Below are 25168 nucleotides of genomic sequence, written 5' to 3'. Positions count from 1 at the left end.
ATGAATGAATAAACCGATTTGTTCATTCATATTCTAACAAATCATGGCTAGTTTGTCAATAAGAAGGCTAGATCTATTAAATAAGTGAAAGAGACGCTAACTAAATGAGCACAAAAAGGAAAATATAGGATAAGGCTGGAACTATAATTAAAAATAAGGTATGATATCAGTGGGAATGTTCTCTATTTAGCATCTGTTTTCTGATCTGGATTTGGGGAATAGGCTGCTAAACAGTATGAGATACTAATCCGTAAATCTGATATGAAGGGTTTTGATACTTTGAGAAATAGCAAAGGAGGAGCGCATGCACAAGATTTTACTAGTAGAAGATGACCAAGTCATTCGGCAACAAGTGGGGAAACTGCTCTCTGAGTGGGGCTTTGAGGTCGTTTTGGTAGAGGATTTTATGGAAGTATTGAGTCTTTTTGTTCAGTCAGAACCTCATTTGGTCCTCATGGATATTGGTCTGCCTCTTTTTAATGGTTACCACTGGTGTCAGGAGATTCGCAAGATTTCCAAGGTGCCTATCATGTTTCTGTCTTCGAGAGACCAAGCGATGGATATCGTCATGGCGATCAATATGGGGGCAGATGACTTTGTGACCAAGCCTTTTGACCAGCAGGTGCTCCTTGCCAAGGTTCAGGGATTGTTGCGCCGTTCTTACGAATTTGGGCGAGATGAAAGTCTGCTGGAGTATGCAGGTGTGATCCTCAATACCAAGTCTATGGACTTGCATTATCAGGGGGAAATCCTGAGTTTGACCAAGAATGAATTTCAAATTTTGCGGGTTTTATTTGAACATGCTGGCAATATCGTGGCGCGTGATGACCTGATGCGAGAACTCTGGAATAGCGATTTTTTCATTGATGACAATACCTTGTCCGTCAATGTTGCTCGCCTGCGCAAAAAGTTGGAGGAGCAAGGTTTAGCAGGCTTTATCGAAACCAAGAAAGGGATAGGATACGGACTGAAACATGCTTGATTGGAAATCATTTTTTCTATCCTATCTGCGTTCTCGCAGTCGCGTTTTTGCCTATATTTTTTCATTAGGCTTTCTCGTCCTTCTCTTTCAGTTTTTATTTGCTAGTCTAGGAACTTATTTTCTTTATTTCTTTCTGCTTAGTAGTTTTTTGACCTTCTTATTTTTGGCTTGGGATATATTTGCAGAAGCTCAGGTTTACCGTCAGGAAGTACTCTATGCTGAGAGAGACCCCAAGTCTCCTCTGGAATGTGCGCTAGCAGAAAAGCTCGAAGAGCGTGAGTCTGAATTATATCAAAAGAGGTCGGAAGCCCAAAGTAAACTGACGGATTTGCTGGACTACTACACCTTGTGGGTTCACCAAATCAAGACCCCCATTGCGGCTAGTCGACTTTTAGTCGCAGAAGTCTCTGATCGTGAGGTCAAGCAGCAACTGGAACAGGAAATCTTCAAGATTGACTCCTATACCAATCTGGTGTTGCAGTATCTTCGTTTGGAAAGCTTCCACGATGACTTAGTATTTGAAAAGGTTCAAGTGGAGGATCTGGTGAAGGAAGTGGTTCGCAAGTATGCTCTTTTCTTTATCCAAAAAGGACTGACGGTCAATCTCCATGACCTTGACAAAATCATCGTGACCGATAAGAAGTGGCTGTTGGTCGTCATTGAACAAATCCTCTCAAACAGTCTCAAATACACCAAGGAAGGTGGGCTAGAGATTTATATGGAAGGTCAGGAGCTCTGTATCAAGGATACGGGAATCGGGATTAAAAACAGCGATGTTCTCCGAGTCTTTGAACGTGGGTTTTCAGGCTATAATGGTCGTTTGACCCAGCAGTCCTCTGGACTTGGTCTTTACCTATCTAAGAAAATTTCTGAAGAACTGGGTCACCAGATTCGCATCGAATCTGAGGTCGGAAAAGGAACAACCGTACGGATTAAATTCGCTGAAGTGAAGCTCGTTATTGAGTAGGAATAAATGATAAAAGGCTTTCGCCTGTATTCCCACTCAAAAGTTAGACAGGAAAATTTTTTATTAAGATTTTTAATAAAATCAACGAAAATACTTGCTAAAGTTTTCAGAATCTGATAGACTAGTATAGTAACAATCTATGGCTCGCAAAGAGACCATGGCAGAAAGGAAATATTGCAAAATGAAAAAAGATATCCATCCAGAATATCGCCCAGTTGTCTTCATGGACACAACTACTGGTTACCAATTCCTTAGCGGTTCAACAAAACGCTCTAACGAAACTGTTGAGTTCGAAGGCGAAACTTACCCATTGATTCGTGTGGAAATTTCATCAGACTCACACCCATTCTACACTGGACGTCAAAAGTTCACTCAAGCAGATGGACGTGTGGATCGTTTCAACAAAAAATACGGTCTCAAATAATCAACCGCATTTATTGCTTAAAAATGTTGATACAAAGCCTTTTCCAAGAAATTGGAATTGGCTTTTTTTATTTTTAGTACCGTTTTTGGTACCGTCTTGGAAAACTAACCTTTTGCACTATCCAGATAATCTACAAATTTTGTGATAGCTTTCTTCTCTCCTGCTACTGTAGAATGGCTATAGGTGTCCAGGGGCATCTGACTACTTGCATGCCCTAATCTTTTGGCTGCATTAACAGGATTAACACCCGTTTCAATAATCAAGGTAGCATGAGTATGTCTGAAGCCACGAGGAGTTATCTTCTTCAAGCCATGTTTCTTGATAATGCGCTTCAGTATACTATTGATATAGTCTTGGTATAAAGATTCTATCTTTCCGTCTCGATCAACAAACGTAAACATGTAATCACTATCAATCAAAGGGGGAACTGACAGTTGCCCCTTTTCATTTCTGTTCTTTTGTTTCCACTCTTTCAAAATCAGTATCAGACCACCTCAAAGAATACAGCTCCCCATTCCTCAAGCCACTACCAACAAACGAAATAAGGCATAGTTTTTATAAGTCTTTTCTGCATTGTCAATGATTTTTCTTACTCTTTTTCTTTCTTTGACTACAAACGTGTTATAATGATAGTATGAATTTTCAAAGGGGTGCCTTATGAAGGGAAACAATATTATTAGAAAAATGATTGAATCGGATATCCAATACCTGTCCCAAGGTTTTATCAATCAAGGTTGGCCAAGTAGAGAGGAGATTTTAACTCGATACTTGAAGGAGCAAGAAAGTGGGGAGAGAGAAGTCTTAGTTGCAGAGGTTGAGGGTGCTGTAGCGGGTTACATTACGATTTTGCCCTGCGCTAAGCAGGGGCCCTTTGCTGGAATGGCTCCAGAACTCTCAGATTTCAATGTCTTTGAAGCCTTTCAAAATCAAGGTATTGGAAATCTCTTGATGGAAGAAGCGGAAAAACGAGTCAAGCTTATATCGAATAAGGTGACGCTTGGTGTTGGGCTCCATTTAGGTTATGGACCTGCTCAGAGATTGTACATCAAACGAGGCTATATTCCAGATGGTTCGGGAGTTTGGTATCGAAACCAACCGTTGGAAATGAATGCCACTATTCAAAATAATGATGATTTAGTTTTGTATCTATCCAAGAAATTCTAATAAGAGATAGTGAACTTCTTTGAAGATATGGGATTTCTTTACTTTATGGTATAATGGAAAGAGTTAGATTGAAAGAGGTAGAGAGATGGATGCGAAATTAAAATACAAGGCAAAGAAGATTAAGATTGTCTTCTTTGATATTGATGATACCCTGCGTACGTCAAAGACAGGTTTTATTCCAGCTACGATTCCCACGGTTTTTAAGCAGTTGCGAGAAAAGGGGATTTTGACAGGGATTGCATCTGGGCGTGGTATTTTCGGTGTTGTTCCAGAGATTCGAGACCTCAAGCCGGACTTTTTTGTAACCTTAAATGGTGCCTATATAGAAGATAAAAAAGGAAATGTCGTTTATCAGTATCAGATTGACAAGTCAGATGTAGAAGAGTACATTTCTTGGACTAAAAAAGAGGGGATTGAATATGGCTTGGTTGGCAGTCATGACGCCAAACTCTCCACGCGAACAGAACTGATCAGTGAGGCTATTGATCCGATTTATCCAAACTTGGATGTGGATCCAGATTTTTATGAAAAAGCAGATATATACCAGATGTGGACCTTTGAAGATAAAGGGGATGACTTGCACTTGCCAGATTCCTTGTCGGATAAACTTCGCATGGTGCGTTGGCATGAACATTCATCTGATATCGTGCCCATTTCGGGTTCAAAAGCCACAGGTGTAGCTAAGGTTGTGGAGCATTTAGGCTTGAAACCAGAAAATGTCATGGTCTTTGGCGATGGGCTCAATGACTTGGAACTCTTTGATTATGCAGGAATTAGTATTGCCATGGGAGTTTCCCACGAAAAGATCAAAGAAAAAGCAGATTATATTACAAAAACAGTAGAAGAAGATGGTGCTTTTGATGCCCTAACTAAGTTTGGTTTAGTAAAAAAAGAATTGTATTTCCCACAAGTAGACATTGAAACAGTAGAAGGTCCGCTGGCGACCATTAAGACAAATCACGGAGACTTGCGTATCAAGCTCTTCCCTGAGCAGGCTCCCAAAACAGTAGCTAACTTTGTTGCTCTTTCAAAAGATGGTTACTATGATGGTGTGATTTTCCATCGTATCATCAAGGACTTTATGATCCAAGGTGGAGACCCAACTGGTACTGGTATGGGGGGAGAGTCAATCTACGGCGACTCTTTTGAAGATGAATTTTCAGAAGAACTCTACAATATCCGTGGTGCCCTTTCTATGGCCAATGCTGGTCCAAATACCAATGGTAGCCAGTTCTTTATCGTTCAAAACCAACATTTGCCGTACTCTAAGAAAGAGATTGCGCGTGGTGGCTGGCCTGAACCAATTGCTGAGATTTATGCAGAGAAGGGTGGGACTCCTCACCTTGACCGCCGCCATACTGTTTTTGGGCAATTGGTCGATGCAGAATCTTTTGCAGTCTTGGATGCCATTGCAGCTATTGAGACAGGCGCTATGGACAAACCGGTTGAAGATGTAGTAATTGAAACGATTGAAATTGAGGACTAAGATGAAAATTGGTGATAAGTTAAAGGGGCGTATTACAGGAATTCAGCCCTATGGTGCCTTTGTCGAATTAGAGACAGGGGTGATTGGGTTGATTCACATCTCGGAGATTCGAACAGGATTTATCGAAAATATCTATGAAGTTTTGAAAATTGGTGAAGAAGTGCAAGTTCAGGTTGTTGATTTGGATGAATTTACTGGTAAAGCCAGTCTTTCCATCCGCACTCTGGAAGAAGAAAAGCATCAGCTACCAAGACGGAGACGTTTTTCAAATGATCGGATCAAGCATGGTTTTGCTCCACTTGGGCGAATGATGCCAATCTGGATAAAGGAAGCCCTTAACAATTTGAAAGAGAAAAACTAGTCTATTAGATTTCGCATTTTTAAAAATCAATATATGGAAGAACAATTATTGAAACCAGGAGAGCGAATCAATCAGCTCTTTTCGACAGATATCAAGATTATTCAAAATAAAGAGGTGTTTAGCTATTCGGTAGATAGTGTTCTCTTATCACGCTTTCCTCGCTTCCCTAAACGGGGTTTAATTGTGGACTTTTGTGCAGGAAATGGGGCAGTAGGGCTTTTTGCCAGCACTCGTACTCAGGCGCAGATATTATCTGTAGAGATTCAGGAGCGCTTGGCAGATATGGCAGAGCGTTCGGTTCGGTTGAATGGTTTGGAAGAGCAGATGCAGGTCATCTGCGATGATTTGAAAAATATGCCTGCCCACATTCAGGGAAGTAAGGTGGATATGATTTTGTGTAATCCGCCTTATTTTAAGGTGGATCCGCATTCTAATCTGAACGAGAGTGAACACTACCTTCTGGCCAGACACGAAATTGCGACTAACTTAGAAGAAATCTGTCGAAGTGCTCAGAGTATTCTCAAATCCAATGGCCGTTTGGCCATGGTTCATCGTCCTGACCGACTCTTGGATATCTTGGATATGTTGCAACGGCATAATCTAGCTCCTAAGCGCCTGCAATTTGTCTATCCTAAACGAGAGAAGGAGGCCAATATGCTCTTAATTGAAGCTATCAAGGATGGCTCGACCAGTGGCTTTAAGGTCTTGCCACCTCTCATCGTTCACAATGATGATGGTTCCTATACACCAGAAATTCAAGAGATTTACTATGGATCATAAGGCCTATATGTATGTGGTGGAGTGTCGCGACGGTTCTTACTACACGGGCTATACAACGGATGTGAAGAGGCGCTTTGCCGTTCATAATAGTGGTAAGGGAGCCAAGTATACCCGAGCTCGCTTGCCAGTCAAACTCATCTATGTAGAGGGTTTTGCCAGTAAGGAAGAAGCCATGTCTGCCGAAGCTCTCCTCAAACGAAAGAAACGTCCACAGAAAGAACGTTTTCTATCCGAAAATCAAGAGAAAAATCTAGTTAACGATATTGATGTCTAAGGAGGAGTCTTTTGACTCCTCTTACTTTTGTCAAAAGAGGAAAAAAGTGCTACAATAAGATGAATAAATTTAAAGAGGTATTATCATGTCTAAGATTCTAGTATTTGGTCACCAAAATCCAGACTCAGATGCCATCGGGTCATCTGTAGCCTTTGCCTATCTTGCAAAAGAAGCTTATGGATTGGACACGGAAGCAGTAGCACTTGGAACTCCTAATGAAGAAACAGCTTTCGTTTTGAACTATTTTGGTGTAGAAGCACCACGCGTCATTTCATCTGCTAAAGCAGAAGGTGCAGAACAAGTCATCTTGACTGACCACAATGAATTCCAACAATCAGTGTCAGATATCGCTGAAGTAGAAGTTTACGGTGTTGTAGACCACCACCGTGTGGCTAACTTTGAAACTGCAAGCCCACTATACATGCGCTTGGAACCAGTTGGATCAGCTTCATCTATCGTTTACCGCATGTTCAAAGAACATGGTGTAGCAGTTCCTAAGGAAATCGCAGGTTTGATGCTTTCAGGTTTGATTTCAGATACCCTTCTTTTGAAATCACCAACAACTCACCCATCTGATAAAGTCATTGCTCCTGAGTTGGCAGAATTAGCTGGCGTGAACTTGGAAGAGTACGGTCTTGCTATGTTGAAGGCTGGTACTAACTTGGCAAGCAAATCTGCTGAAGAATTGATTGACATCGACGCTAAGACTTTTGAACTCAACGGAAACAAAGTTCGTGTTGCCCAAGTCAATACAGTTGATATTGCTGAAGTCTTGGAACGCCAAACTGAAATTGAAGCAGCAATGCAAGCGGCTAATGCGGCAAACGGCTACTCAGATTTTGTTTTGATGATTACAGACATCGTCAATTCAAACTCAGAAATCCTTGCTCTTGGATCAAACATGGACAAGGTGGAAGCAGCCTTTAACTTCAAACTTGAAAACAACCACGCTTTCCTTCCAGGTGCTGTTTCACGTAAGAAACAAGTGGTGCCACAGTTGACTGAAAGCTTTAATGGGTAATTCTTAATGAATATTTGGAACTGTTAATTTGACTATTTATAGACGGTGATAGCATGATGCGATTGATTGAAGGACTGCGCTTTTTGGTTGAGGTTGTGGCAATCCTTGGTCTTTTCTCCGTGTCTGTGATACAAATTTCTTGGCTGGAAAAATTCCTATTTTTTCTTCTAGCAGTTCTATTAATCTTATTTTGGGCGCGATATATGGCACCAAAATCTCCACATGCTTTTAAAAAATGGCATCGCCTCGTTGCTGAGACATCGATTTTTATTTTAGTTAGTGGTAGTTTTTGGCATTTGTATGGATTGCAAATAGGAATCCTATACTTAGCTCTGTCTTTTGGAAGTTTGGGTCTGCTTTATTATTTTCAGCTAGAGTGATTCTTATAATATAGTTAATGAATTATTTAAATGGTAATTATTTGACTGGAGATTGACACGAGAAAACAGTGTTTTCCATATAGCTAAAGGGGTTTCGGCTCCTTTTTTTCTAGGAGAGAAAGATGTTAGAAAATGGTGATTTGATTTTTGTGAAGGACCTTTCAGATATGGGGCAGGCCATCCAGGCTTCTACTGGGAACTATAGTCATGTAGCCATCTTTTTGGACGGTTTCATCTACCATGCTAGTGGGCAAGCAGGGGTCATTTGTCAAGAACCGGCTGAATTTTTTGAACCGACTCATCTCTACGATCTTTATGTCTATCCAGAGCTGGAAATTGACTTGGTAAAGGAGAGAGCTAGCAAACATTTAGGTGCACCCTATAATGCCTCTTTTTATCCACATGGGTCTGGCTTTTACTGCTCCCAGTACATCGCTGAAATCCTACCGATTTTTGAAACTATTTCCATGAAATTTGGGGATGGGAAGCAGGAGATTAGTGATTTTTGGAGGGAATATTACAGGAAACTCGAACTTCCTGTGCCTCTGAATCAACCAGGGACCAATCCTAGTCAACTAGCAACATCCCCTCTTTTAGAATGTAAAGAAAGGAATCTTCATGATTCAGATTTTTAACCCATCTCGTTTGACTCGACAGCCATTTTTTATAGATTTGGTGGACTATCTGGACCAGCATAACGATGTGATTCTACGAGAAATCAAGGCTCAGTTTCCAGATGTGGCAGTTGATAAACTCATGGAGGAGTATATAAAGGCAGGCTTGATCCGAAGGGAAAACAAACGTTATTGCCTCAATCTCCCTTTTCTAGAATCAATAGACAGTCTGGTCCTTGACCAAGAAATTTTTGTCAGAGAGGATAGTCCAGTTTATCATGCTTTGTTAGAGCAGAGTTTTGAGACAGAATTGTGCAATCAAACCAATGCAGCCATTTTAGTCGAATCTACAGATTTTGCTAGAGAAAAGATGACCCTGTCGAATTATTTCTATAAGGTCAAACAACAGTATCCTTTGACGGGAAAACAGCAGGAACTTTATGCTATTTTAGGAGATGTCAATCCTGAGTATGCTCTCAAATATATGACGACCTTTTTACTGAAGTTTCTCAAAAAAGACCAGCTGATACAGAAACGCCGTGACATCTTCGTTGAGAGTCTAGCCGTCTTGGGCTATGTTGTGCAAAACGAAGAAGGGAAGTATGAGTTGGCTGTTGATTTCGACAAGGAACGGTTGATTTTCTATTTACCTTAATTGCTTGCTTTTGAGCAGATTGTTTGACTTTACTAAAGAATAAGCATAAACTGAATGTAAGCGATAACGTTTATCGTATTAAAAGCAAAGGAGACAGAGCTATGTCACTTGAAAATAAATTGGATCAAGCAACTGGTGCTATCAAAGAAGGATTTGGTAAAGTTACTGGTGATAGCAAGACAGAAGCAGAAGGTGCTGTAGAAAAAACAGTTGCCAAAGCAAAAGAAGTTGTTGAAGATGCTAAAGGTGCTGTAGAAGGTGCCGTTGAAGGTCTTAAAAATTCATTTAAAAAAGAAGACTAAAAAAATCAAGGGAATGTTTCCCTTGATTTTTTTTATAGATAACGTTCTGCGATAGCCGCATCTCCAGGATAGTCTTCTTTCTTTCCTTGGACGATCTGGTAGCAATCAGCTCCCTTACCAGCAATAATCACGGCATCAAGTTCTTGATTTGTGATGGCCATAGCTGCCTTGATGGCTTGTTCACGATCGGCAATCTTTTCAACAGGATGACTGATGTAGCTGCTGATTTCTTCAGCAATGGCCATTGGATCTTCATAGTTTGGATCATCCGCAGTTAGAAAGACTTGAATCTCAGGATGTTGATTGAGAAGGAGTCCAAAGTCTTTGCGACGACTTTCACCCTTGTTTCCAGTCGAACCGAGAACCAGAACAATCTTTCCAGTTTGATGGGTTTCAACAACAGAAATCAGTTTTTTCAGACTATCACCATTGTGGGCATAGTCGATGAAGACCTTGGCACCATTTTTCTGAGTGAGAACTTCCATACGTCCAGGAACGCGGGTTGCAGCAATCCCTTTTTTGATGTCCTCTAGACTGGCACCTAGACGAAGACAGGCAAGTCCTGCAGCAACTGAATTTTCTTGGTTAAAGTGGCCGATGAGTTGAATGTCATAATCACCAGCGAGTTTACCTGTAGCTGAAAAGCTAAAGGCTTTTGAGGTCTCGATTTGGTTACTTGACTGGCTACCATAGAAGTCATGTTCTTGATCTTCCACTTGTTCTTTCAGTACAGAAAAGTGGTCCATGTCGCTGTTAATGACAACTGCTCGGCTATTTTTCATCAAGAGACGTTTGTGGTAGAAGTAATCTTCAAAACTAGGATGTTCAATTGGTCCGATATGATCAGGGCTGATATTGAGGAACACTCCTACATCAAAAGTCAGACCATAGACGCGTTTGACCAGATAGGCTTGACTGGAGACTTCCATGATGAGATGGGTCCTACCATTCTTAACAGCCTGAGCCATCATATCAAAGAGATCAATGCTCTCAGGAGTTGTGAGGGCAGATTTAAAGAAGGTCTTACCATCTAAGGTTGTATTCATGGTAGACAGCATAGCTGGGCGATGGTGTTGAGCCAAGATGTTATAGGCAAAATAGGCTGCTGTTGTCTTACCCTTGGTTCCAGTGAAGGCGATAATTTTGAGTTTCTCTTGTGGATTACCATAAAACTCCACAGCAATCAAACTCATGGCTTTCTTGATATCGCTCACAATGATGACGGGGATACCGACTTCGTAGTCCTTTTCAGCTACATACCATCCGAGACCTTGTGTAATAGCAGAGGTAAGAAATTCTTTTTTAAAGGTAGCGCCTTTTGCAAAAAAAAGAGTGCCTTCTTTTACTTTTCGGCTATCGTAATTGATGCTATCAAAAACAACTTCGCTGTAGTTATAGTGGTAATGACCTTGGTCGATAATCTCGCGGAAGAGACCATCTTTTTTTAAAATATCTAATACGGTTTCAATCTTTATCATACTTTCTATTGTAAACCGAAAGTCGTAAATTTACAAGTGACAAGGAAAAGTTTATAATGGAAGATGAGGAAAATTTCCTAGTTATCAAAATTGAATGAGGAAGCTATGTCTAACGAAAACAATCACCAGCAAGCCCAGATGTTGCGAGGGACTGCTTGGCTAACAGCTAGTAACTTTATTAGTCGCCTCCTTGGGGCTATCTATATTATTCCCTGGTATATCTGGATGGGGACTTATGCCGCCAAGGCAAATGGTCTCTTTACCATGGGCTACAATATTTATGCTTGGTTCTTGCTGATTTCAACAGCAGGTATACCTGTTGCGGTTGCCAAACAAGTAGCTAAGTACAATACCATGCGAGAAGAAGAGCACAGCTTTGCCTTGATTCGGAGTTTCCTAAGTTTTATGACGGGCTTGGGTCTAGTCTTTGCCTTAGTCTTGTACCTATTTTCTCCCTGGTTAGCAGATTTGTCAGGTGTGGGGAAAGACCTGATTCCCATCATGCAGAGTTTGGCTTGGGCAGTTTTGATTTTCCCATCTATGAGTGTTATCCGAGGCTTCTTCCAAGGGATGAACAACCTGAAACCCTATGCTATGAGCCAAATCGCCGAGCAGGTAATTCGTGTTATCTGGATGTTGTTGGCGACCTTCTTCATTATGAAGATGGGGTCTGGTGACTACTTATCAGCCGTTACTCAATCGACCTTTGCGGCCTTTGTGGGGATGGTGGCAAGTTTTGCAGTCTTGATTCATTTTCTTTCCAAGGAGGGACTGCTCCAAAAGGTATTTGAAACACGAGATAAGATTAATAGCAAGCGACTTTTAGTTGACACCATCAAGGAAGCCATCCCTTTTATCCTGACAGGATCAGCCATTCAACTCTTCCAAATCTTGGATCAGATGACCTTCATCAACAGTATGACTTGGTTTACCAACTATAGCAAGGAAGACTTGGTTGTCATGTTCTCCTATTTCTCAGCCAATCCCAACAAAATCACCATGATTTTGATCTCTGTTGGGGTTTCGATTGGAAGTGTTGGCTTGCCACTTTTGACGGAAAATTATGTCAAAGGTGATTTGAGAGCCGCTGCTCGTCTTGTCCAAGATAGTATGACCATGCTCTTTATGTTTCTCTTGCCAGCAACGGTTGGAGTGGTCATGGTAGGGGAACCTCTTTATACAGTCTTTTACGGGAAGCCAGATAGTTTGGCCATGGGTTTATTTGTCTTTGCAGTTTTGCAGTCTACTATCTTAGGCTTGTATATGGTCTTGTCTCCTATGCTTCAGGCCATGTTCCGCAATCGCAAGGCAGTGCTTTACTTTGTCTATGGTTCCCTTGCCAAGCTAGTCTTGCAATTGCCAACCATTGCCATTTTCCACAGCTACGGTCCCTTAATCTCAACGACTATCGGACTTATCATTCCAAATGTTCTGATGTACCGAGAGATTTGCAAGGTAACGGGTGCACGCCGTAAGATTATCTTAAAACGGACAATTTTAATTACGATTTTGACAATGGTCATGTTTCTCTTAGTTGGTTTCCTACAGTGGATTTTAGGATTTTTCTTCCAACCAACAGGACGTTTGTGGAGCTTCCTATATGTTGCTCTTATAGGCGGTATAGGTGGAGCTCTCTATGGCTTCATGAGTCTAGCTATTTGCTTGTTGGATAAAGTAATCGGTAAATCGAAGGCAGAACGCCTGAGAGCACGATTTAAATTATCATAAAAATATTTTATAAATATAGATAAAGAAACAACCTTTCTGTTATATAAAGGTTGTTTTTATTCTGTTTTTATCAAAAAAGGAGTATTTTTTCTAAAATTAATAGAGTGAAAATATGTTTTTTAAATTATTGTTTAAAAACTATTGACTAAATAAAACTTAAGTTGTATAATAAGTCAAATATTAAAAACAGGAGGTTCTGAAAATGAAAAAGTCTAAGGCCAAGTATCTGACACTGGCAAGTGTCGTGTTAAGCGCTGGTATCCTACTAAGCGCATGTGGGAACTCAGCAAGTTCATCCAAAACATACAATTATGTTTACTCGAGCGATCCATCTAGTTTGAACTATCTGGCAGAAAACCGTGCAACAACCAACGATATTATTACCAATTTGGTTGATGGTTTGATGGAAAATGACCAATACGGTAACTATGTGCCATCTTTGGCAGAGGATTGGACTGTTTCTCAGGACGGTTTGACCTATACTTACAAATTGCGTAAGGATGCAAAATGGTATACCTATGAGGGTGAAGAATATGCCCCTGTAACGGCCCAAGACTTTGTGACAGGTTTGAAATATGCTGCTGATAAAAAATCAGAAGCCTTGTACCTGGTTCAAGACTCTGTAGCAGGTTTGGATGACTATATCAACGGGAAAACAACTGACTTTTCAACTGTCGGTGTTAAGGCGATTGACGACCAAACGGTTCAGTACACTTTGACACGTCCAGAATCTTATTGGAACTCTAAAACAACTTCAACCATTCTTTTCCCTGTCAATGCAGACTTCCTGAAATCAAAAGGGGATGATTTTGGTAAGGTAAACCCTTCTAGTATTTTGTACAGTGGACCTTTCTTGATGAAATCTTTTGTTTCAAAATCTGTTATCGAATACAAGAAAAATCCAAATTACTGGGATGCTAAAAATGTCTTTGTGGACGATGTGAAATTGACTTACTATGATGGTAGTGACCAAGATGCCCTAGCTCGTAACTTTGTAGAAGGAGTCTACAGCTATGCGCGTCTCTATCCAAATAGCTCAAGCTTTGAAGGAATTAAAGAGAAGAACAAGGATAATATCATCTATAGTATGCAAACCGCAACTTCTTATTACTTGAACTTCAACTTGGACAGAAAATCTTATAATTTCACTTCTAAATCCTCAGATATCGAAAAGAAATCAACCCAAGAAGCAGTTCTGAATAAAAACTTCCGTCAAGCCTTCAACTATGCTTATAACCGTACAGCCTATGGAGCTCAATCTCAAGGGGAAGACGGAGCAACGAAGATTATTCGTAACTTGGTTGTACCTCCAACATTTGTAAGTATCAACGGAAAAGACTTTGGCGATGTTGTTTCAGAAAAGATGGTCAACTATGGCCAAGAATGGCAAGGAATCAACTTTGCAGATGCGCAAGATCCATACTACAATCCTGACAAGGCCAAGGCTAAATTTGCAGAAGCTAAGAAAGAATTGGAAGCTAAAGGTGTGCAATTCCCAATCCACTTGGACGTATCAGTTGACCAATCTGCTAAAAAAGGTGTACTTGAAGCAAGTTCTTTGAAACAATCCATCGAATCTGTTCTAGGAGCAGAGAATGTGGTTATCGATATCCAACAATTATCAACAGATGACTACGATAATTCTAGCTACCTCGCTCAAACTGCAGCCCAAAAAGACTTTGATATATATAATGGCGGTTGGAGTGCTGACTACTTGGATCCATCAAGCTATCTTGATATTTTAAATGTCAATAACGGTGGTATGTTGCAAAACCTTGGTCTAGAACCAGGTGAGGTTAATGACAAGGCTAAGGCAGTTGGTCTGGATACTTACACTCAAATGTTAGAAGAAGCGAACAAGGAGCAAGATCCAGCGAAACGTTATGAAAAATATGCTGAAGTTCAAGCTTGGCTCGTTGATAGCGCCCTTGCAATTCCAAACGTTTCCCTTGGTGGAACACCTAGCTTGAGAAAAACAGTTCCTTTCTCAGCACCATACTCTCTTGCTGGAAATAAGGGTGTAGAATCATACAAGTATCTCAAGTTGCAGGATAAGACTGTAACGACTGATGAGTATGAAAAAGCTAAAGAAAAATGGCTGAAAGAAAAAGAAGAATCAAATAAAAAAGCCCAAGAAGACTTGGCAAAACACGTTAAATAACCAGTCTATTCAACAGGAAAACGATAGTTTCTCAAGGAACTATCGTTTTTGTATAGTTTGAAACTATAACTAGCTCTTGAAAACAAGAAAATGAGTTAGTGAAAATAAGTGGTACAATAGTTACTATAGATTTGGAGGTATTGTATGAGCAAAGAACTACACATCAACACAATTTTGGCCCAGGCGGGAATCAAGTCAGATAAGGCAACAGGTGCCTTGGTGACGCCACTTCATTTTTCAACCACTTATCAGCATCCTGAGTTCGGTCAGTCTACAGGATTTGACTATACCCGTACTAAAAATCCAACTCGTAGTAAGGCGGAGGAAGTCTTGGCGGCAATCGAATCAGCAGACTATGCCCTAGCAACGAGCTCAGGAATGGCTGCGATTGTACTGGCCTTTAGTGTTTTTCCAGTGGGAAGTAAAGTTTTGGCTGTGCGTGATCTGTATGGGGGTTCTTTCCGTTGGTTCAACCAAATCGAGCAAGAAGGCCGCTTCCATTTTACCTATGCCAATACAGAAGAAGAGCTGATCGCAGAGTTAGAGAAAGATGTGGATGTTCTCTATATTGAAACGCCAACCAATCCCTTGATGTTGGAATTTGATATTGCAAAACTAGCCAAACTAGCTCATGCCAAGGGTGCCAAGGTAGTGGTAGACAACACCTTCTACAGTCCGATTTACCAACGTCCGATTGAAGACGGTGCGGATATTGTTCTTCATTCGGCAACCAAGTATCTAGCAGGACACAATGATGTCTTGGCTGGGGTGGTTGTGACTAATAGTTTAGAACTATATGAACAACTTTTTTACAATCTAAATACGACAGGTGCGGTCTTGTCGCCATTTGATAGTTATCAGTTGATTCGTGGTCTTAAAACTCTACCTCTTCGTATGGAGCGTTCTACAGCCAATGCCCAAGAAGTGGTTGCCTTTTTGAAGGATTCACCTGCTGTCAAGGAAGTGCTCTATACAGGACGTGGAGGCATGATTTCCTTTAAAGTAGTGGATGAAAAACGTATTCCTCATATTTTAAATAGCTTGAAGGTCTTCTCTTTTGCGGAAAGTTTGGGTGGGGTAGAGAGTCTGATTACCTATCCGACAACTCAGACTCATGCGGATATTCCAGCAGAAGTGCGCCATTCCTATGGCTTAACAGATGACCTCTTGCGCTTGTCAATTGGGATTGAAGATGCTAGAGATTTGATTGCGGACTTGCATCAAGCTTTGGAAGGATAAGATAGATATGGGAAAATATGATTTTACAAGCCTGCCCAATCGTTTTGGGCACCATACCTATAAATGGAAAGAAGCGGAAGCTGATCGAGAAGTTCTACCAGCCTGGATAGCAGATATGGACTTTGTGGTTTTGCCTGAAGTTCGACAAGCTATACAAACCTACGCAGATCAGTTGGTCTATGGCTATACCTATGCTAGCGATGCTTTGATTCAGTCTGTTCAGGATTGGGAAGCCAGTCAACACGGGTATCACTTTGACAAGGATGCCCTCGTCTTTATCGAGGGTGTGGTACCAGCTATTTCAACAGCTATTCAAGCCTTTACAAAAGAAGGAGAGGCTGTTCTGATTAACACACCGGTCTATCCACCCTTTGCCCGCAGTGTCAAACTGAACAATCGCAGATTGATTACCAATTCTTTGGTGGAAAAGGATGGGCTGTTTGAGATTGATTTTGACCAGCTGGAAAAGGAATTGGTAGAAGAGGATGTGAAGCTTTATATCCTTTGCAATCCTCACAATCCTGGTGGACGTGTTTGGGAAAAGGAAGTGTTAGAAAAGATTGGGCATCTCTGCCAAAAACATGGTGTTTTGTTGGTTTCAGATGAGATTCACCAAGATTTGGCCCTCTTTGGTCACAAACACCAGTCTTTTAATACCATTGATCCTGCTTTTAAAGACTTCGCCCTTATCTTGAGCAGTGCCACTAAGACCTTTAATATTGCTGGGACCAAGAATTCCTATGCAGTTATTGAAAATCCCAAGCTTCGTGTGGCTTTCCAAAAACGCCAGTTGGCTAATAACCAACATGAAATCTCAGGCTTGGGTTATTTAGCGACAGAAGCTGCCTACCGTTATGGCAAGGACTGGTTAGGAGAGTTAAAAGAAGTCATCGAGGACCACATTAACTATGTAGTGGATGTTTTGGGCAACGAAACCAAGATTAAGGTCATGAAACCACAAGGTACCTACTTGATCTGGCTTGATTTTTCAGCCTATGACCTAACGGATGACCGCTTGCAAGAGCTTTTGAAGAATGAAGCCAAGGTTATCTTGAACCGAGGTTTGGACTTTGGGGAGGAGGGAACTCTTCATGCCCGCCTCAATGTAGCCATGCCGAAGTCAGTACTAGAAGAAGTTTGCCAACGCATCGTGACCACTTTTGCTACACTTTAAAAATCCAGCCTTCTAGGAGAAAAGTCTTCCTAGAAGGCTATTTTCGTAGGGGAAAATGTGGTATAATGAAAAGATAAGATAAAGGGGTAACTATGGCTAAATTGATTCCGGGAAAGTTGCGCATGGAGGGGGTTGCACTCTATGAAACAGGCAACATTGAGATTATCAAGGAAAAAGGGAATCGCCTCTATACTCGTGTGGCGGGAGAAGACTTGCGCTACAGTTTAGAGGATGATCTGGTTTTTTGTGCTTGCGATTTTTTCCAAAAAAGAGGTTACTGTGTTCACCTAGCAGCGCTCGAGCATTATCTGAAGAATGATGAAGAAGGCCAGGTGATTTTACAAGTCTTAGAAAAAGGACATGAAGAGCAAGAAGAGGTCGAAACCAAGGTTAGTTTTGGTGGTAGTTTTTTGGAGCGTATCCAACCTCAGAAGAGAGAGAAAATCTACACTTTGTCGTCTCAAGGCCAGGTAGAAGCTGGAACCAATCGCCTCCTTTGGACTCTCCGAATCGGTTTAGTTGATAGTCAAAAATATTATGTCATTCGTGACATCCCTCTCTTTTTGAAGGTCTTGGTCCATCGAAAGCCATATATGATTGGGAAACACTATGAAAATGACTTGTCTTGGGATGCTTTTGATACAGCTAGTCAAGAAGTTCTTACTTTTTTATGTGGCTTGATTGAGGAGGGACTGAGTCAAGACCTCTTTTTCCCCAATCAAGGTCGTCACCTCTTTTTCCCTCTGACCTTTTTTGAGCAAGGAGTGGAGTTGCTGATGAATTTGGAAGATTTTCATTTCGAACATCAGATTACTAGTTATGAAAATCTTCTCTTTCATGATTTAGATCCAGAAGCAAACCTTTTCTCTTTTTCCGTGCAGGAGTATCCCGATTATTTTGAAATGGAGATTTCTGAAAGTGAGCGAGTTAACGTATTCTATGGGGGAGCGGTTCTCTTTCGTAAGGGGAATCTTTATCTCTTAAACCCTAAACAAATCAGCCTCCTAAAGGAAATCAAGGAGCTTCCTCAGGAGGAAAGAGGGAGAAAATGCCTCCAGTTTGACAACAGTGATCGTGACCGCCTAGCCGCCTGCCTGCCTTTGTTTGGACAGCTGGGCACAGTTTCTGCCCCCGAGCGTTTGCAAATCAGACCCTTTTCACCAATCTTTTACTTTGATAAGGAGGATGACGACCGCATCCGTTTAGATATCCAGTTTGACTATGGAGATGTTAAGGTGACTAGCCGTCAACAGTTGGAACAATTACCATTTTCAAGCGATGCCGTTTTGGAAAGCCAGCTATTTCAAGTTTGTTTAGGGGCTGGTTTTGAAGCTGATTTTCAGTCTTGGAGACAGGCTTTGAAGCCAGAAACAGTTTCTTCTTTCTTTCACCATACGATTCCAGCTTTTGAGAAATTGGGTCAGGTCTTCTTATCTGATGAAATCAATCAGCTCTACAGCGTCCAAGCTCCTCAGGTTCAGATTGAGTCCAAGGGAGGATTGTTGGAAATCCAATTTGATTTCCAAGGGATTGCCCAAGAAGAGATTGATCAAGCTCTTAAAGCCCTGACCAGCAATCAGGATTTCTATATCAGTTCTTCTGACCAAGTGTACTTTTTTGATGAGGAAACCAAGCAGATTCGTCAGAATATGCAGGAACTGGGGGTTGAGCTAAAAGATGGTTCTTTTCAAGCGCGAAAATCTCTGGCTTATAGTCTTTCTCAGCTTTTTGAAGGTCGAGGTAGGATCTCCTTCTCGGAAGAATTTCAGCATTTAGCTCATGATTTGACCCATCCAGAGGATTTTCCTTTGGGAGATATACGGGTGCAGGCGAGTTTGAGAGACTATCAGGAAAAGGGTGTTCGTTGGCTCCAGATGCTTCATCACTATGGTTTTGGTGGCATTCTGGCAGATGATATGGGACTGGGAAAAACATTGCAAACTATCGCTTTTTTGACGAGTCAGGTGACAGAAGATAGTCGAGTCTTGATTTTAGCGCCGTCAGGTTTGATTTACAACTGGGCAGATGAATTTAGAAAATTTGCCCCACAGTTGGATTTGGCTGTCGTTCATGGTTTGAAAGCGAATCGAGAAGCGATTCTTTCTGAAAATCACCAAATCTATGTAACTAGCTATGCAACCTTTCGTCAAGACAGCGAGCTTTATCAAGAGATGGCTTTTGATTTTCTCTTCTTAGATGAAGCCCAGGTCATGAAAAATGCCCAGACCAAGATTGCTCAGAGTTTGCGCCAGTTTGTGGTGCCAGCAGTCTTTGCTTTGTCAGGTACGCCCATTGAAAATCATTTAGGAGAGTTGTGGTCTATCTTTCAAATTGTGTTTCCAGGGCTCTTGCCAAGTAAAAAGGAGTTTATGAAATTGCCAGCTGACCGAGTCGCGCAGTTTATCAAGCCCTTCGTCATGAGGCGTAAGAAAGAAGAAGTCCTAACAGAACTACCTGACTTAATCGAAGTCGTCTATAAAAATGAACTGGAAGACCAACAGAAGGCTATCTATCTGGCCCAGCTGCAACAGATGCGAGACCGCCTAGCGCAAGTGACTGACCAAGAATTCCAGAGAAGTCGGGTAGAAATCTTATCTGGCCTCATGCGTTTGCGTCAAATCTGCGATACGCCAGCTCTCTTTATGGACGATTACCAGGGAGCCAGTGGTAAATTGGATATCCTTCGAGATTTATTGCTACAAGTGGCTGATGGTGGGCATCGGGTCTTGATTTTCTCCCAGTTCAAAGGAATGTTGGAAAAAATCGAGCAAGAACTCCCAGAATTGGGCTTAACCTCCTTCAAAATCACGGGATCAACTCCTGCTCAAGATAGACAGGAGATGACCAAGGCCTTTAACCAAGGGGAGAGAGATACCTTTCTCATCTCCCTTAAGGCGGGTGGTGTTGGTCTTAATCTAACGGGAGCTGATACGGTTATTTTGGTTGACCTCTGGTGGAATCCCGCTGTCGAAGCTCAGGCTATCGGACGAGCCCACCGAATGGGGCAGGAGCAGATGGTTGAGGTCTATCGATTGATTACCAAGGGAACCATTGAAGAAAAGATCCAAGAACTTCAAGAACAAAAGAAACATTTGGTTTCCCAAGTTTTAGATGGTACAGAGTCGCGTGCGAGTCTCAGTCTGGCAGAAATTCGTGAAATTTTGGGAATTTCTGAAGCCAGCACTTGAAAAATCAAGACAATACGCTATAATGAAGTGTTGAAAGGAAATACAAAATGAAACAAGATCGATTTCCATTGGTGTCAGATGATGAGATCATGCTGACCAAAATGCCAGTCATGGACTTGTACGATGAGTCAGACTTTATTAGCAATATCAAAGGTGATTACCGCGATAAGAACTATTTGGAATGGTCTCCTATCAATGAAGAAGAAACCGTAGTTTCTCCAGTGGTTAATCAGGAGTCAAAGCCAAGCCCAGAACCTAAAAAAGTTGAGAAAACGTATGCTGAATTGGCTCGAGAAGAGGCGCGTGCGGACTTAAAGAAGAAACGTTCAGCTAAATATTTGACTCAGGATGTTAGTCATACCAGACGACACAATGGTTCAACACTTGTTCGACAAGGAAACCAACCAACAGCACTATTTCAAAAGGAAAATCCAGGTGAGTTTGCCAAATTTAGTAAAAACTTGAGCCAGTCTCACTATATCTTAGCTGAGGAGGTTGGCCAAGTGGCGAATCCAACTCCGAAAACCAAAACGGGAAAAGCTAAAAAGAACAACTATGATTTTCTAAAGAAGAGTCAAATCTATAATAAAAAGAATAAGCAAACAGAACAGGAACGTCAGGTTGCCCAAGAGTTGAATCTGACAAGAATTACTGAGTAGGGGAGAAAAGCATGTCAAAAACATATCATTTTATTGGAATCAAGGGATCAGGTATGAGTGCCCTAGCCTTGATGTTGCACCAAATGGGGCATAAGGTTCAAGGGTCAGACGTTGAAAAATACTACTTTACTCAACGTGGACTAGAGCAGGCAGGGATTGCGATTCTTCCTTTTGATGAAAAGAACCTGCAAGGTGATGTGGAGATTATCGCTGGAAATGCCTTTCGTCCAGATAACAATGTTGAAATCGCCTATGCCGACAAAAACGGTATCAGCTACAAACGTTACCATGAATTCCTAGGTAGCTTTATGCGTGACTTTGTTAGCATGGGGGTTGCAGGAGCGCATGGTAAGACATCAACGACTGGGATGCTGTCTCACGTTTTGTCTCACATCACAGACACTAGCTTCTTGATTGGGGATGGAACGGGTCGAGGTTCTGAAAATGCGAAGTATTTTGTTTTTGAATCAGACGAATATGAGCGTCATTTCATGCCTTACCACCCAGAATACTCTATCATCACCAACATTGACTTTGACCATCCAGACTACTTTACAAGTCTAGAGGATGTTTTCAATGCCTTTAACGACTATGCCAAACAAATTAGTAAAGGTTTGTTTGTATACGGTGAAGATCCTGAGTTGCGTAAGATCACAGCCAATGCTCCAATCTATTACTATGGTTTTGAAGCTGAGGGCAATGACTTTGTAGCTAGCGATCTCCTTCGTTCTACGACTGGTTCGACATTCACCGTTCACTTCCGTGGACAAGAATTGGGTCAATTCCACATTCCAACCTTTGGTCGTCACAATATCATGAATGCGACAGCTGTTATTGGTCTTCTTTACACAGCTGGATTTGATTTGAACTTGGTCCGTGAACACTTAAAAACTTTTGCAGGTGTTAAGCGTCGTTTCACTGAAAAAATTGTCAATGATACAGTGATCATTGATGACTTTGCCCACCATCCAACAGAAATCATTGCAACCTTGGATGCGGCTCGTCAAAAATACCCAAGTAAGGAAATCGTGGCAATCTTCCAACCGCATACCTTTACAAGAACCATTGCCTTGTTGGACGAATTTGCCCACGCTTTGAATCAAGCAGACGCCGTCTACCTAGCGCAAATCTATGGATCAGCTCGTGAAGTGGACCATGGTGATGTCAAAGTAGAAGACTTAGCTAATAAAATTAACAAGAAACACCAGGTTATCACTGTTGAAAATGTTTCTCCACTCCTAGACCATGACAATGCTGTTTACGTCTTTATGGGTGCTGGAGATATCCAAACCTATGAATATTCATTTGAACGTCTCTTGTCTAACTTGACAAGCAACGTCCAATAAGGAAAACAGATGGAAATTCCAATCACTATAAGGCAAGCTACCTTATCAGATTTAGAAGAAATGTTGGCGGTTGAAGAAGCCAATCCTTCATCAGAAGAGACCCTTAGCCGCCAATCCTTAGAAGAGAGTATCCGCAAGTCTGCGGGTACCTTTCTTGTAGCTGGGGATGAAAATCGGCTCCTAGGCTATGTTTTAGGAGAAGCTCAGTCTCTTTATCCCAAATGGATAGAAATAAGATCATTTGCTATTCATCCTGACCATCGCGGACAAGGCTTGGGTACCCTTCTTCTTGCTAGTTTGAAACAAGTGGCAGTGGAAGGAGGGTATGAGTATCTTCGCTTGACTTGTCCTGATGACTTGCTCTCTTATTTTGAGATGAATGGCTTTGTTGAGGAAGAAGTGCCAGAAGCTTCGTACGCAAGATTTTCGGGATGGAATTTGATTTGGGCCAATCCTTTTTATCAGGAGGAAGTATGAAAATCAGACAAGCAAGATTTTCGGATTTAGATCAAATTTTAGAGATAGAGCTGGAGAATTTTTCCCTTGAAGAAGCGATTCCTCGTTCGGTCTTTGAGGCGCACTTACGTGAGATTGAGACCAGTTTTCTCGTAGCTGAAAAGGAGGGACGTATCCTTGGGTATATTGAAGGCCCAGTCGTCCCATATCGTCATCTACAAGATCAGTCCTTTACAGAAGAAATAAAAGACTATAGCCATCAACCTGGAGGTTATATTTCTGTGACCTGTCTCTCCATAGCTAAGGAAGCGCAAGCTTTGGGAGTGGGGAAAAGACTATTAAAGGCTTTAAAAGAAGTCGCTTTGGAACACGAAAGAGAAGGCATTAACCTGACCTGTCATGATTATCTTATAGCCTATTACGAAAAACATGGGTTTGTTAATGAAGGAATATCCCAGTCAAGCTTTGCTGGGGAAACGTGGTATGATATGGTCTGGCAGCCTGAAAATAAAGAAAACTAGCTAGGGAATGCCCTAGTTGGTTGCTTTTCTGCGATTTTTGAGATATAATATTATGGATTGTCAACAAGGAGGTAATACTTTTGACCGAAAAATCAAGAGAAGAAGAAAAATTAAGCTTCAAAGAGCAGATTTTACGTGATTTAGAAAGAGCACGAGAAAGAGAACGGAGGACTGGAGAGGAAGATGCAGCGACTTTCGTTCCTCCTATCCAGAATGATACTCCTTCTACTTTTTCTGATTTGGAAATAGAGGACTCTACTGAAGATGCGGTTGGTGATTCTTTAGCTTCTGTAGGGGACGTTCTAAAAAAGGCTCCTACTGTGTTACCACGCAGAGATTCTGAACTAAGTGAGCCGGTATCACTAGAACAGGAAAATCCAAATCTAGAAAAAGTTGCTCCAGTTGGAATTGAATCAGTAGAACCTAAAGAAGATGAAAAATCTTTTAATGAAGTAACAACAAAGATAGCAGTTTCGTATAAGACTGCAGATAAGGTAGAAGTAGCGGTATCTCCGCTTATGGAGAATGAGGAAACTAGCTCAACCGAAGGTACTGGTGACCAAACAGATCGTTCTCGTCGCAGTCGTCGCGAAGGGGCAAAACCAGCTAAGAAAAAGAAGAAATCAAAAGCTAAAGGTTGCTTGCTTACTTTCCTAGTTCTTCTAGTGCTTGGAGGTATTGGTGGCTTCTTTGGTTATGGTTATGTTCAAGAATCTTTGAAACCTGTTGATGCGAGCTCTAAGGACTACGTAACGGTTCAAATCCCAGACGGTGCAAACGTTCAAGAAATTGGGAGCACTTTGGAAAAATCTGGTCTGGTTAAACATGGACTTATCTTTAGCTTTTATGCTAAATATAAGGGCGCAGACTTAAAATCAGGTTATTACAACTTGAAGAAGAGTATGAGTACGGATGAGTTGATTCAAGAATTGCAAAAAGGTGGGACTCCTGAAGCTCAGGCACCTGTTCTTGCAAATTTGACAATTCCAGAAGGCTATACATTAGAGCAAATCGCTCAAACAGTAGGACAACTTCAAGGTGAATTTAAAGAACCTCTTACTGCGGATGCTTTCTTGGCAAAAGCTCAAGATGAGACTTTTATCTCACAATTAGTAGCCAAGTATCCAAACCTACTTGGAAGTCTTCCAACAAAAGATAGTGGCGTTCGTTATCGTCTTGAAGGCTACCTTTTCCCAGCGACCTATACGATCAAAGACAGCACAACTGTTGAAAGTTTGATTGATGAGATGGTGGCTGCTATGGATAAGACCATGTCATCATATTACGCCTCAATTAAAGAAAAGAATCTGACAGTCAATGAATTACTCAGCATCGCTTCTCTTGTTGAAAAAGAAGGTGCTAATACAGAAGACCGAAAGAAAATTGCAGGTGTTTTCTATAACCGCTTGAATCTCGGTATGCCACTTCAAAGTAATATCGCTATCCTATATGCTCAAGGAAAACTTGGTCAAAAGATTAGTTTAGCAGATGACGCTGGAATTGATACAACGATTGATTCACCATACAACGTTTACACACACCTTGGGCTCATGCCTGGACCAGTAGACAGTCCAAGTCTGGATGCCATCGAAGCAAGTGTAAATCAGACAAAGAGTGACTACTTATACTTTGTAGCCAATGTCGAAGATGGTAAAGTGTACTTCGCAACTACCAAAGAAGAACACGATCAAAACGTTGCAGAACATATCAATAGCAAACTAACCCAATCAAGTAGTTCAAACTAAAATTATGTGGTTTTCCACATAATTTTGTTTTAAAAACAAATTAAGAAAAGAAAGTTGAGAAAA

Annotated in this window: 24 protein-coding genes and 1 pseudogene; 23 read left to right on the top strand and 2 right to left on the bottom strand. The window is 41.3% G+C overall.

The annotated features are described in order from the left end of the window. The first annotated feature begins 304 nt into the window (after positions 1 to 304). The 3 genes from K1I97_RS00230 to K1I97_RS00220 all read left to right on the top strand — a co-directional run bounded on the left by K1I97_RS00230 (position 305) and on the right by K1I97_RS00220 (position 2373). Positions 305 to 982, top strand: a complete 678-nt coding sequence (locus K1I97_RS00230) for a response regulator transcription factor (RefSeq protein ID WP_084975784.1) — start codon at positions 305 to 307, stop codon at positions 980 to 982. Beyond that, positions 975 to 1949, top strand: coding sequence for a sensor histidine kinase (locus K1I97_RS00225; protein WP_223331134.1), 975 nt, complete (start codon positions 975 to 977; stop codon positions 1947 to 1949). Before K1I97_RS00230 ends, K1I97_RS00225 begins: the two co-directional genes overlap by 8 nt. Positions 1950 to 2130: 181 nt before the next feature. Then, positions 2131 to 2373: a type B 50S ribosomal protein L31 gene (locus tag K1I97_RS00220; RefSeq protein WP_000710764.1), complete on the top strand. Its 243-nt coding sequence runs from the start codon at positions 2131 to 2133 to the stop codon at positions 2371 to 2373. A 104-nt stretch (positions 2374 to 2477) separates the two neighbouring features. Here K1I97_RS00220 and K1I97_RS00215 read toward each other — a convergent pair. Then, positions 2478 to 2996: pseudogene (locus tag K1I97_RS00215) on the bottom strand (site-specific integrase); the annotation flags it as partial. Positions 2997 to 3030: 34 nt separating this feature from the next. Between K1I97_RS00215 and K1I97_RS00210 the strand changes: the two are divergent. The 10 genes from K1I97_RS00210 to K1I97_RS00165 all read left to right on the top strand — a co-directional run bounded on the left by K1I97_RS00210 (position 3031) and on the right by K1I97_RS00165 (position 9410). Continuing rightward, positions 3031 to 3537 (top strand): GNAT family N-acetyltransferase, encoded by a 507-nt coding sequence (locus K1I97_RS00210; protein ID WP_223331135.1) that lies wholly within the window; start codon positions 3031 to 3033, stop codon positions 3535 to 3537. Positions 3538 to 3622: 85 nt separating this feature from the next. Continuing rightward, complete coding sequence (locus K1I97_RS00205) at positions 3623 to 5023, top strand: bifunctional Cof-type HAD-IIB family hydrolase/peptidylprolyl isomerase (protein ID WP_223331136.1); 1401 nt, start codon at positions 3623 to 3625, stop codon at positions 5021 to 5023. Position 5024: 1 nt separating this feature from the next. Further along, the gene (locus K1I97_RS00200; protein WP_223331137.1) at positions 5025 to 5384 is read left to right on the top strand and encodes a S1 RNA-binding domain-containing protein; all 360 of its coding nucleotides are present in this window, start codon (positions 5025 to 5027) and stop codon (positions 5382 to 5384) included. A gap of 33 nt (positions 5385 to 5417) precedes the next feature. After that, entirely contained in the window at positions 5418 to 6164 is a 747-nt protein-coding gene (locus K1I97_RS00195; protein ID WP_223331138.1) for a tRNA1(Val) (adenine(37)-N6)-methyltransferase, read from the top strand. Then, on the top strand, positions 6154 to 6438 hold the full coding sequence (locus tag K1I97_RS00190; RefSeq protein WP_223331139.1) for a GIY-YIG nuclease family protein: 285 nt from the start codon (positions 6154 to 6156) through the stop codon (positions 6436 to 6438). The genes K1I97_RS00195 and K1I97_RS00190 overlap by 11 nt, the downstream gene beginning before the upstream one ends. Positions 6439 to 6523: 85 nt before the next feature. Further along, the gene (locus K1I97_RS00185) at positions 6524 to 7459 is read left to right on the top strand and encodes a manganese-dependent inorganic pyrophosphatase (protein WP_223331140.1); all 936 of its coding nucleotides are present in this window, start codon (positions 6524 to 6526) and stop codon (positions 7457 to 7459) included. A gap of 53 nt (positions 7460 to 7512) precedes the next feature. Further along, the gene (locus tag K1I97_RS00180) at positions 7513 to 7839 is read left to right on the top strand and encodes a DUF2568 domain-containing protein (protein WP_000985025.1); all 327 of its coding nucleotides are present in this window, start codon (positions 7513 to 7515) and stop codon (positions 7837 to 7839) included. A gap of 122 nt (positions 7840 to 7961) precedes the next feature. Then, positions 7962 to 8474, top strand: coding sequence for a YiiX/YebB-like N1pC/P60 family cysteine hydrolase (locus K1I97_RS00175; RefSeq protein ID WP_223331141.1), 513 nt, complete (start codon positions 7962 to 7964; stop codon positions 8472 to 8474). Next, on the top strand, positions 8458 to 9108 hold the full coding sequence (locus tag K1I97_RS00170; RefSeq protein ID WP_223331142.1) for a DUF1803 domain-containing protein: 651 nt from the start codon (positions 8458 to 8460) through the stop codon (positions 9106 to 9108). The genes K1I97_RS00175 and K1I97_RS00170 overlap by 17 nt, the downstream gene beginning before the upstream one ends. A gap of 101 nt (positions 9109 to 9209) precedes the next feature. Then, positions 9210 to 9410: a CsbD family protein gene (locus tag K1I97_RS00165; protein WP_000051178.1), complete on the top strand. Its 201-nt coding sequence runs from the start codon at positions 9210 to 9212 to the stop codon at positions 9408 to 9410. A 32-nt stretch (positions 9411 to 9442) separates the two neighbouring features. Here the strand turns inward: K1I97_RS00165 and K1I97_RS00160 are convergent, their stop codons facing one another. Continuing rightward, on the bottom strand, positions 9443 to 10888 hold the full coding sequence (locus K1I97_RS00160) for a UDP-N-acetylmuramoyl-L-alanyl-D-glutamate--L-lysine ligase (protein ID WP_223331143.1): 1446 nt from the start codon (positions 10886 to 10888) through the stop codon (positions 9443 to 9445). Between the two features lie 105 nt (positions 10889 to 10993). Between K1I97_RS00160 and K1I97_RS00155 the strand changes: the two genes are divergently transcribed. From K1I97_RS00155 to mltG, 10 genes are all read left to right on the top strand, one after another. Continuing rightward, entirely contained in the window at positions 10994 to 12616 is a 1623-nt protein-coding gene (locus tag K1I97_RS00155; protein WP_223331144.1) for a putative polysaccharide biosynthesis protein, read from the top strand. A 202-nt stretch (positions 12617 to 12818) separates the two neighbouring features. Then, positions 12819 to 14777 carry a peptide ABC transporter substrate-binding protein gene (locus K1I97_RS00150; RefSeq protein WP_223331145.1) on the top strand — a complete coding sequence of 653 codons (1959 nt, stop codon included), beginning with the start codon at positions 12819 to 12821 and terminating at the stop codon, positions 14775 to 14777. Between the two features lie 144 nt (positions 14778 to 14921). Next, positions 14922 to 16016 carry a cystathionine gamma-synthase gene (locus K1I97_RS00145; RefSeq protein ID WP_223331146.1) on the top strand — a complete coding sequence of 365 codons (1095 nt, stop codon included), beginning with the start codon at positions 14922 to 14924 and terminating at the stop codon, positions 16014 to 16016. A 7-nt stretch (positions 16017 to 16023) separates the two neighbouring features. After that, complete coding sequence (locus K1I97_RS00140; protein WP_223331147.1) at positions 16024 to 17190, top strand: MalY/PatB family protein; 1167 nt, start codon at positions 16024 to 16026, stop codon at positions 17188 to 17190. A gap of 92 nt (positions 17191 to 17282) precedes the next feature. Further along, positions 17283 to 20378: a DEAD/DEAH box helicase gene (locus tag K1I97_RS00135; RefSeq protein ID WP_223331148.1), complete on the top strand. Its 3096-nt coding sequence runs from the start codon at positions 17283 to 17285 to the stop codon at positions 20376 to 20378. A gap of 47 nt (positions 20379 to 20425) precedes the next feature. Then, entirely contained in the window at positions 20426 to 21037 is a 612-nt protein-coding gene (locus K1I97_RS00130) for a cystathionine gamma-synthase (protein WP_223331149.1), read from the top strand. 11 nt (positions 21038 to 21048) lie between these two features. Next, a complete protein-coding gene (gene murC, locus K1I97_RS00125; RefSeq protein ID WP_223331150.1) occupies positions 21049 to 22383 on the top strand; it encodes a UDP-N-acetylmuramate--L-alanine ligase in 1335 nt (444 codons plus the stop codon). 9 nt (positions 22384 to 22392) lie between these two features. After that, the gene (locus K1I97_RS00120; protein WP_223331151.1) at positions 22393 to 22860 is read left to right on the top strand and encodes a GNAT family N-acetyltransferase; all 468 of its coding nucleotides are present in this window, start codon (positions 22393 to 22395) and stop codon (positions 22858 to 22860) included. Further along, complete coding sequence (locus K1I97_RS00115; protein WP_223331152.1) at positions 22857 to 23360, top strand: GNAT family N-acetyltransferase; 504 nt, start codon at positions 22857 to 22859, stop codon at positions 23358 to 23360. Before K1I97_RS00120 ends, K1I97_RS00115 begins: the two co-directional genes overlap by 4 nt. 74 nt (positions 23361 to 23434) lie before the next feature. After that, positions 23435 to 25105, top strand: coding sequence for an endolytic transglycosylase MltG (gene mltG / locus K1I97_RS00110; protein ID WP_223331176.1), 1671 nt, complete (start codon positions 23435 to 23437; stop codon positions 25103 to 25105). Positions 25106 to 25168 lie beyond the last annotated feature (63 nt).

Source organism: Streptococcus oralis (assembly GCF_019929345.1).
Taxonomy (GTDB): domain Bacteria; phylum Bacillota; class Bacilli; order Lactobacillales; family Streptococcaceae; genus Streptococcus.
This window is presented reverse-complemented; position numbering and strand designations above follow the sequence as displayed.

Excerpts from the sequence above, each read along its gene's own strand:
- K1I97_RS00230 (WP_084975784.1), top strand. The coding sequence starts at position 305 with ATGCACAAGATTTTACTAGTAGAAGATGACCAAGTCATTCGGCAACAA.
- K1I97_RS00225 (WP_223331134.1), top strand. The coding sequence starts at position 975 with ATGCTTGATTGGAAATCATTTTTTCTATCCTATCTGCGTTCTCGCAGT.
- K1I97_RS00220 (WP_000710764.1), top strand. The coding sequence starts at position 2,131 with ATGAAAAAAGATATCCATCCAGAATATCGCCCAGTTGTCTTCATGGAC.
- K1I97_RS00210 (WP_223331135.1), top strand. The coding sequence starts at position 3,031 with ATGAAGGGAAACAATATTATTAGAAAAATGATTGAATCGGATATCCAA.
- K1I97_RS00205 (WP_223331136.1), top strand. The coding sequence starts at position 3,623 with ATGGATGCGAAATTAAAATACAAGGCAAAGAAGATTAAGATTGTCTTC.
- K1I97_RS00200 (WP_223331137.1), top strand. The coding sequence starts at position 5,025 with ATGAAAATTGGTGATAAGTTAAAGGGGCGTATTACAGGAATTCAGCCC.
- K1I97_RS00195 (WP_223331138.1), top strand. The coding sequence starts at position 5,418 with ATGGAAGAACAATTATTGAAACCAGGAGAGCGAATCAATCAGCTCTTT.
- K1I97_RS00190 (WP_223331139.1), top strand. The coding sequence starts at position 6,154 with ATGGATCATAAGGCCTATATGTATGTGGTGGAGTGTCGCGACGGTTCT.
- K1I97_RS00185 (WP_223331140.1), top strand. The coding sequence starts at position 6,524 with ATGTCTAAGATTCTAGTATTTGGTCACCAAAATCCAGACTCAGATGCC.
- K1I97_RS00180 (WP_000985025.1), top strand. The coding sequence starts at position 7,513 with ATGATGCGATTGATTGAAGGACTGCGCTTTTTGGTTGAGGTTGTGGCA.
- K1I97_RS00175 (WP_223331141.1), top strand. The coding sequence starts at position 7,962 with ATGTTAGAAAATGGTGATTTGATTTTTGTGAAGGACCTTTCAGATATG.
- K1I97_RS00170 (WP_223331142.1), top strand. The coding sequence starts at position 8,458 with ATGATTCAGATTTTTAACCCATCTCGTTTGACTCGACAGCCATTTTTT.
- K1I97_RS00165 (WP_000051178.1), top strand. The coding sequence starts at position 9,210 with ATGTCACTTGAAAATAAATTGGATCAAGCAACTGGTGCTATCAAAGAA.
- K1I97_RS00160 (WP_223331143.1), bottom strand. The coding sequence starts at position 10,888 with ATGATAAAGATTGAAACCGTATTAGATATTTTAAAAAAAGATGGTCTC.
- K1I97_RS00155 (WP_223331144.1), top strand. The coding sequence starts at position 10,994 with ATGTCTAACGAAAACAATCACCAGCAAGCCCAGATGTTGCGAGGGACT.
- K1I97_RS00150 (WP_223331145.1), top strand. The coding sequence starts at position 12,819 with ATGAAAAAGTCTAAGGCCAAGTATCTGACACTGGCAAGTGTCGTGTTA.
- K1I97_RS00145 (WP_223331146.1), top strand. The coding sequence starts at position 14,922 with ATGAGCAAAGAACTACACATCAACACAATTTTGGCCCAGGCGGGAATC.
- K1I97_RS00140 (WP_223331147.1), top strand. The coding sequence starts at position 16,024 with ATGGGAAAATATGATTTTACAAGCCTGCCCAATCGTTTTGGGCACCAT.
- K1I97_RS00135 (WP_223331148.1), top strand. The coding sequence starts at position 17,283 with ATGGCTAAATTGATTCCGGGAAAGTTGCGCATGGAGGGGGTTGCACTC.
- K1I97_RS00130 (WP_223331149.1), top strand. The coding sequence starts at position 20,426 with ATGAAACAAGATCGATTTCCATTGGTGTCAGATGATGAGATCATGCTG.
- murC (WP_223331150.1), top strand. The coding sequence starts at position 21,049 with ATGTCAAAAACATATCATTTTATTGGAATCAAGGGATCAGGTATGAGT.
- K1I97_RS00120 (WP_223331151.1), top strand. The coding sequence starts at position 22,393 with ATGGAAATTCCAATCACTATAAGGCAAGCTACCTTATCAGATTTAGAA.
- K1I97_RS00115 (WP_223331152.1), top strand. The coding sequence starts at position 22,857 with ATGAAAATCAGACAAGCAAGATTTTCGGATTTAGATCAAATTTTAGAG.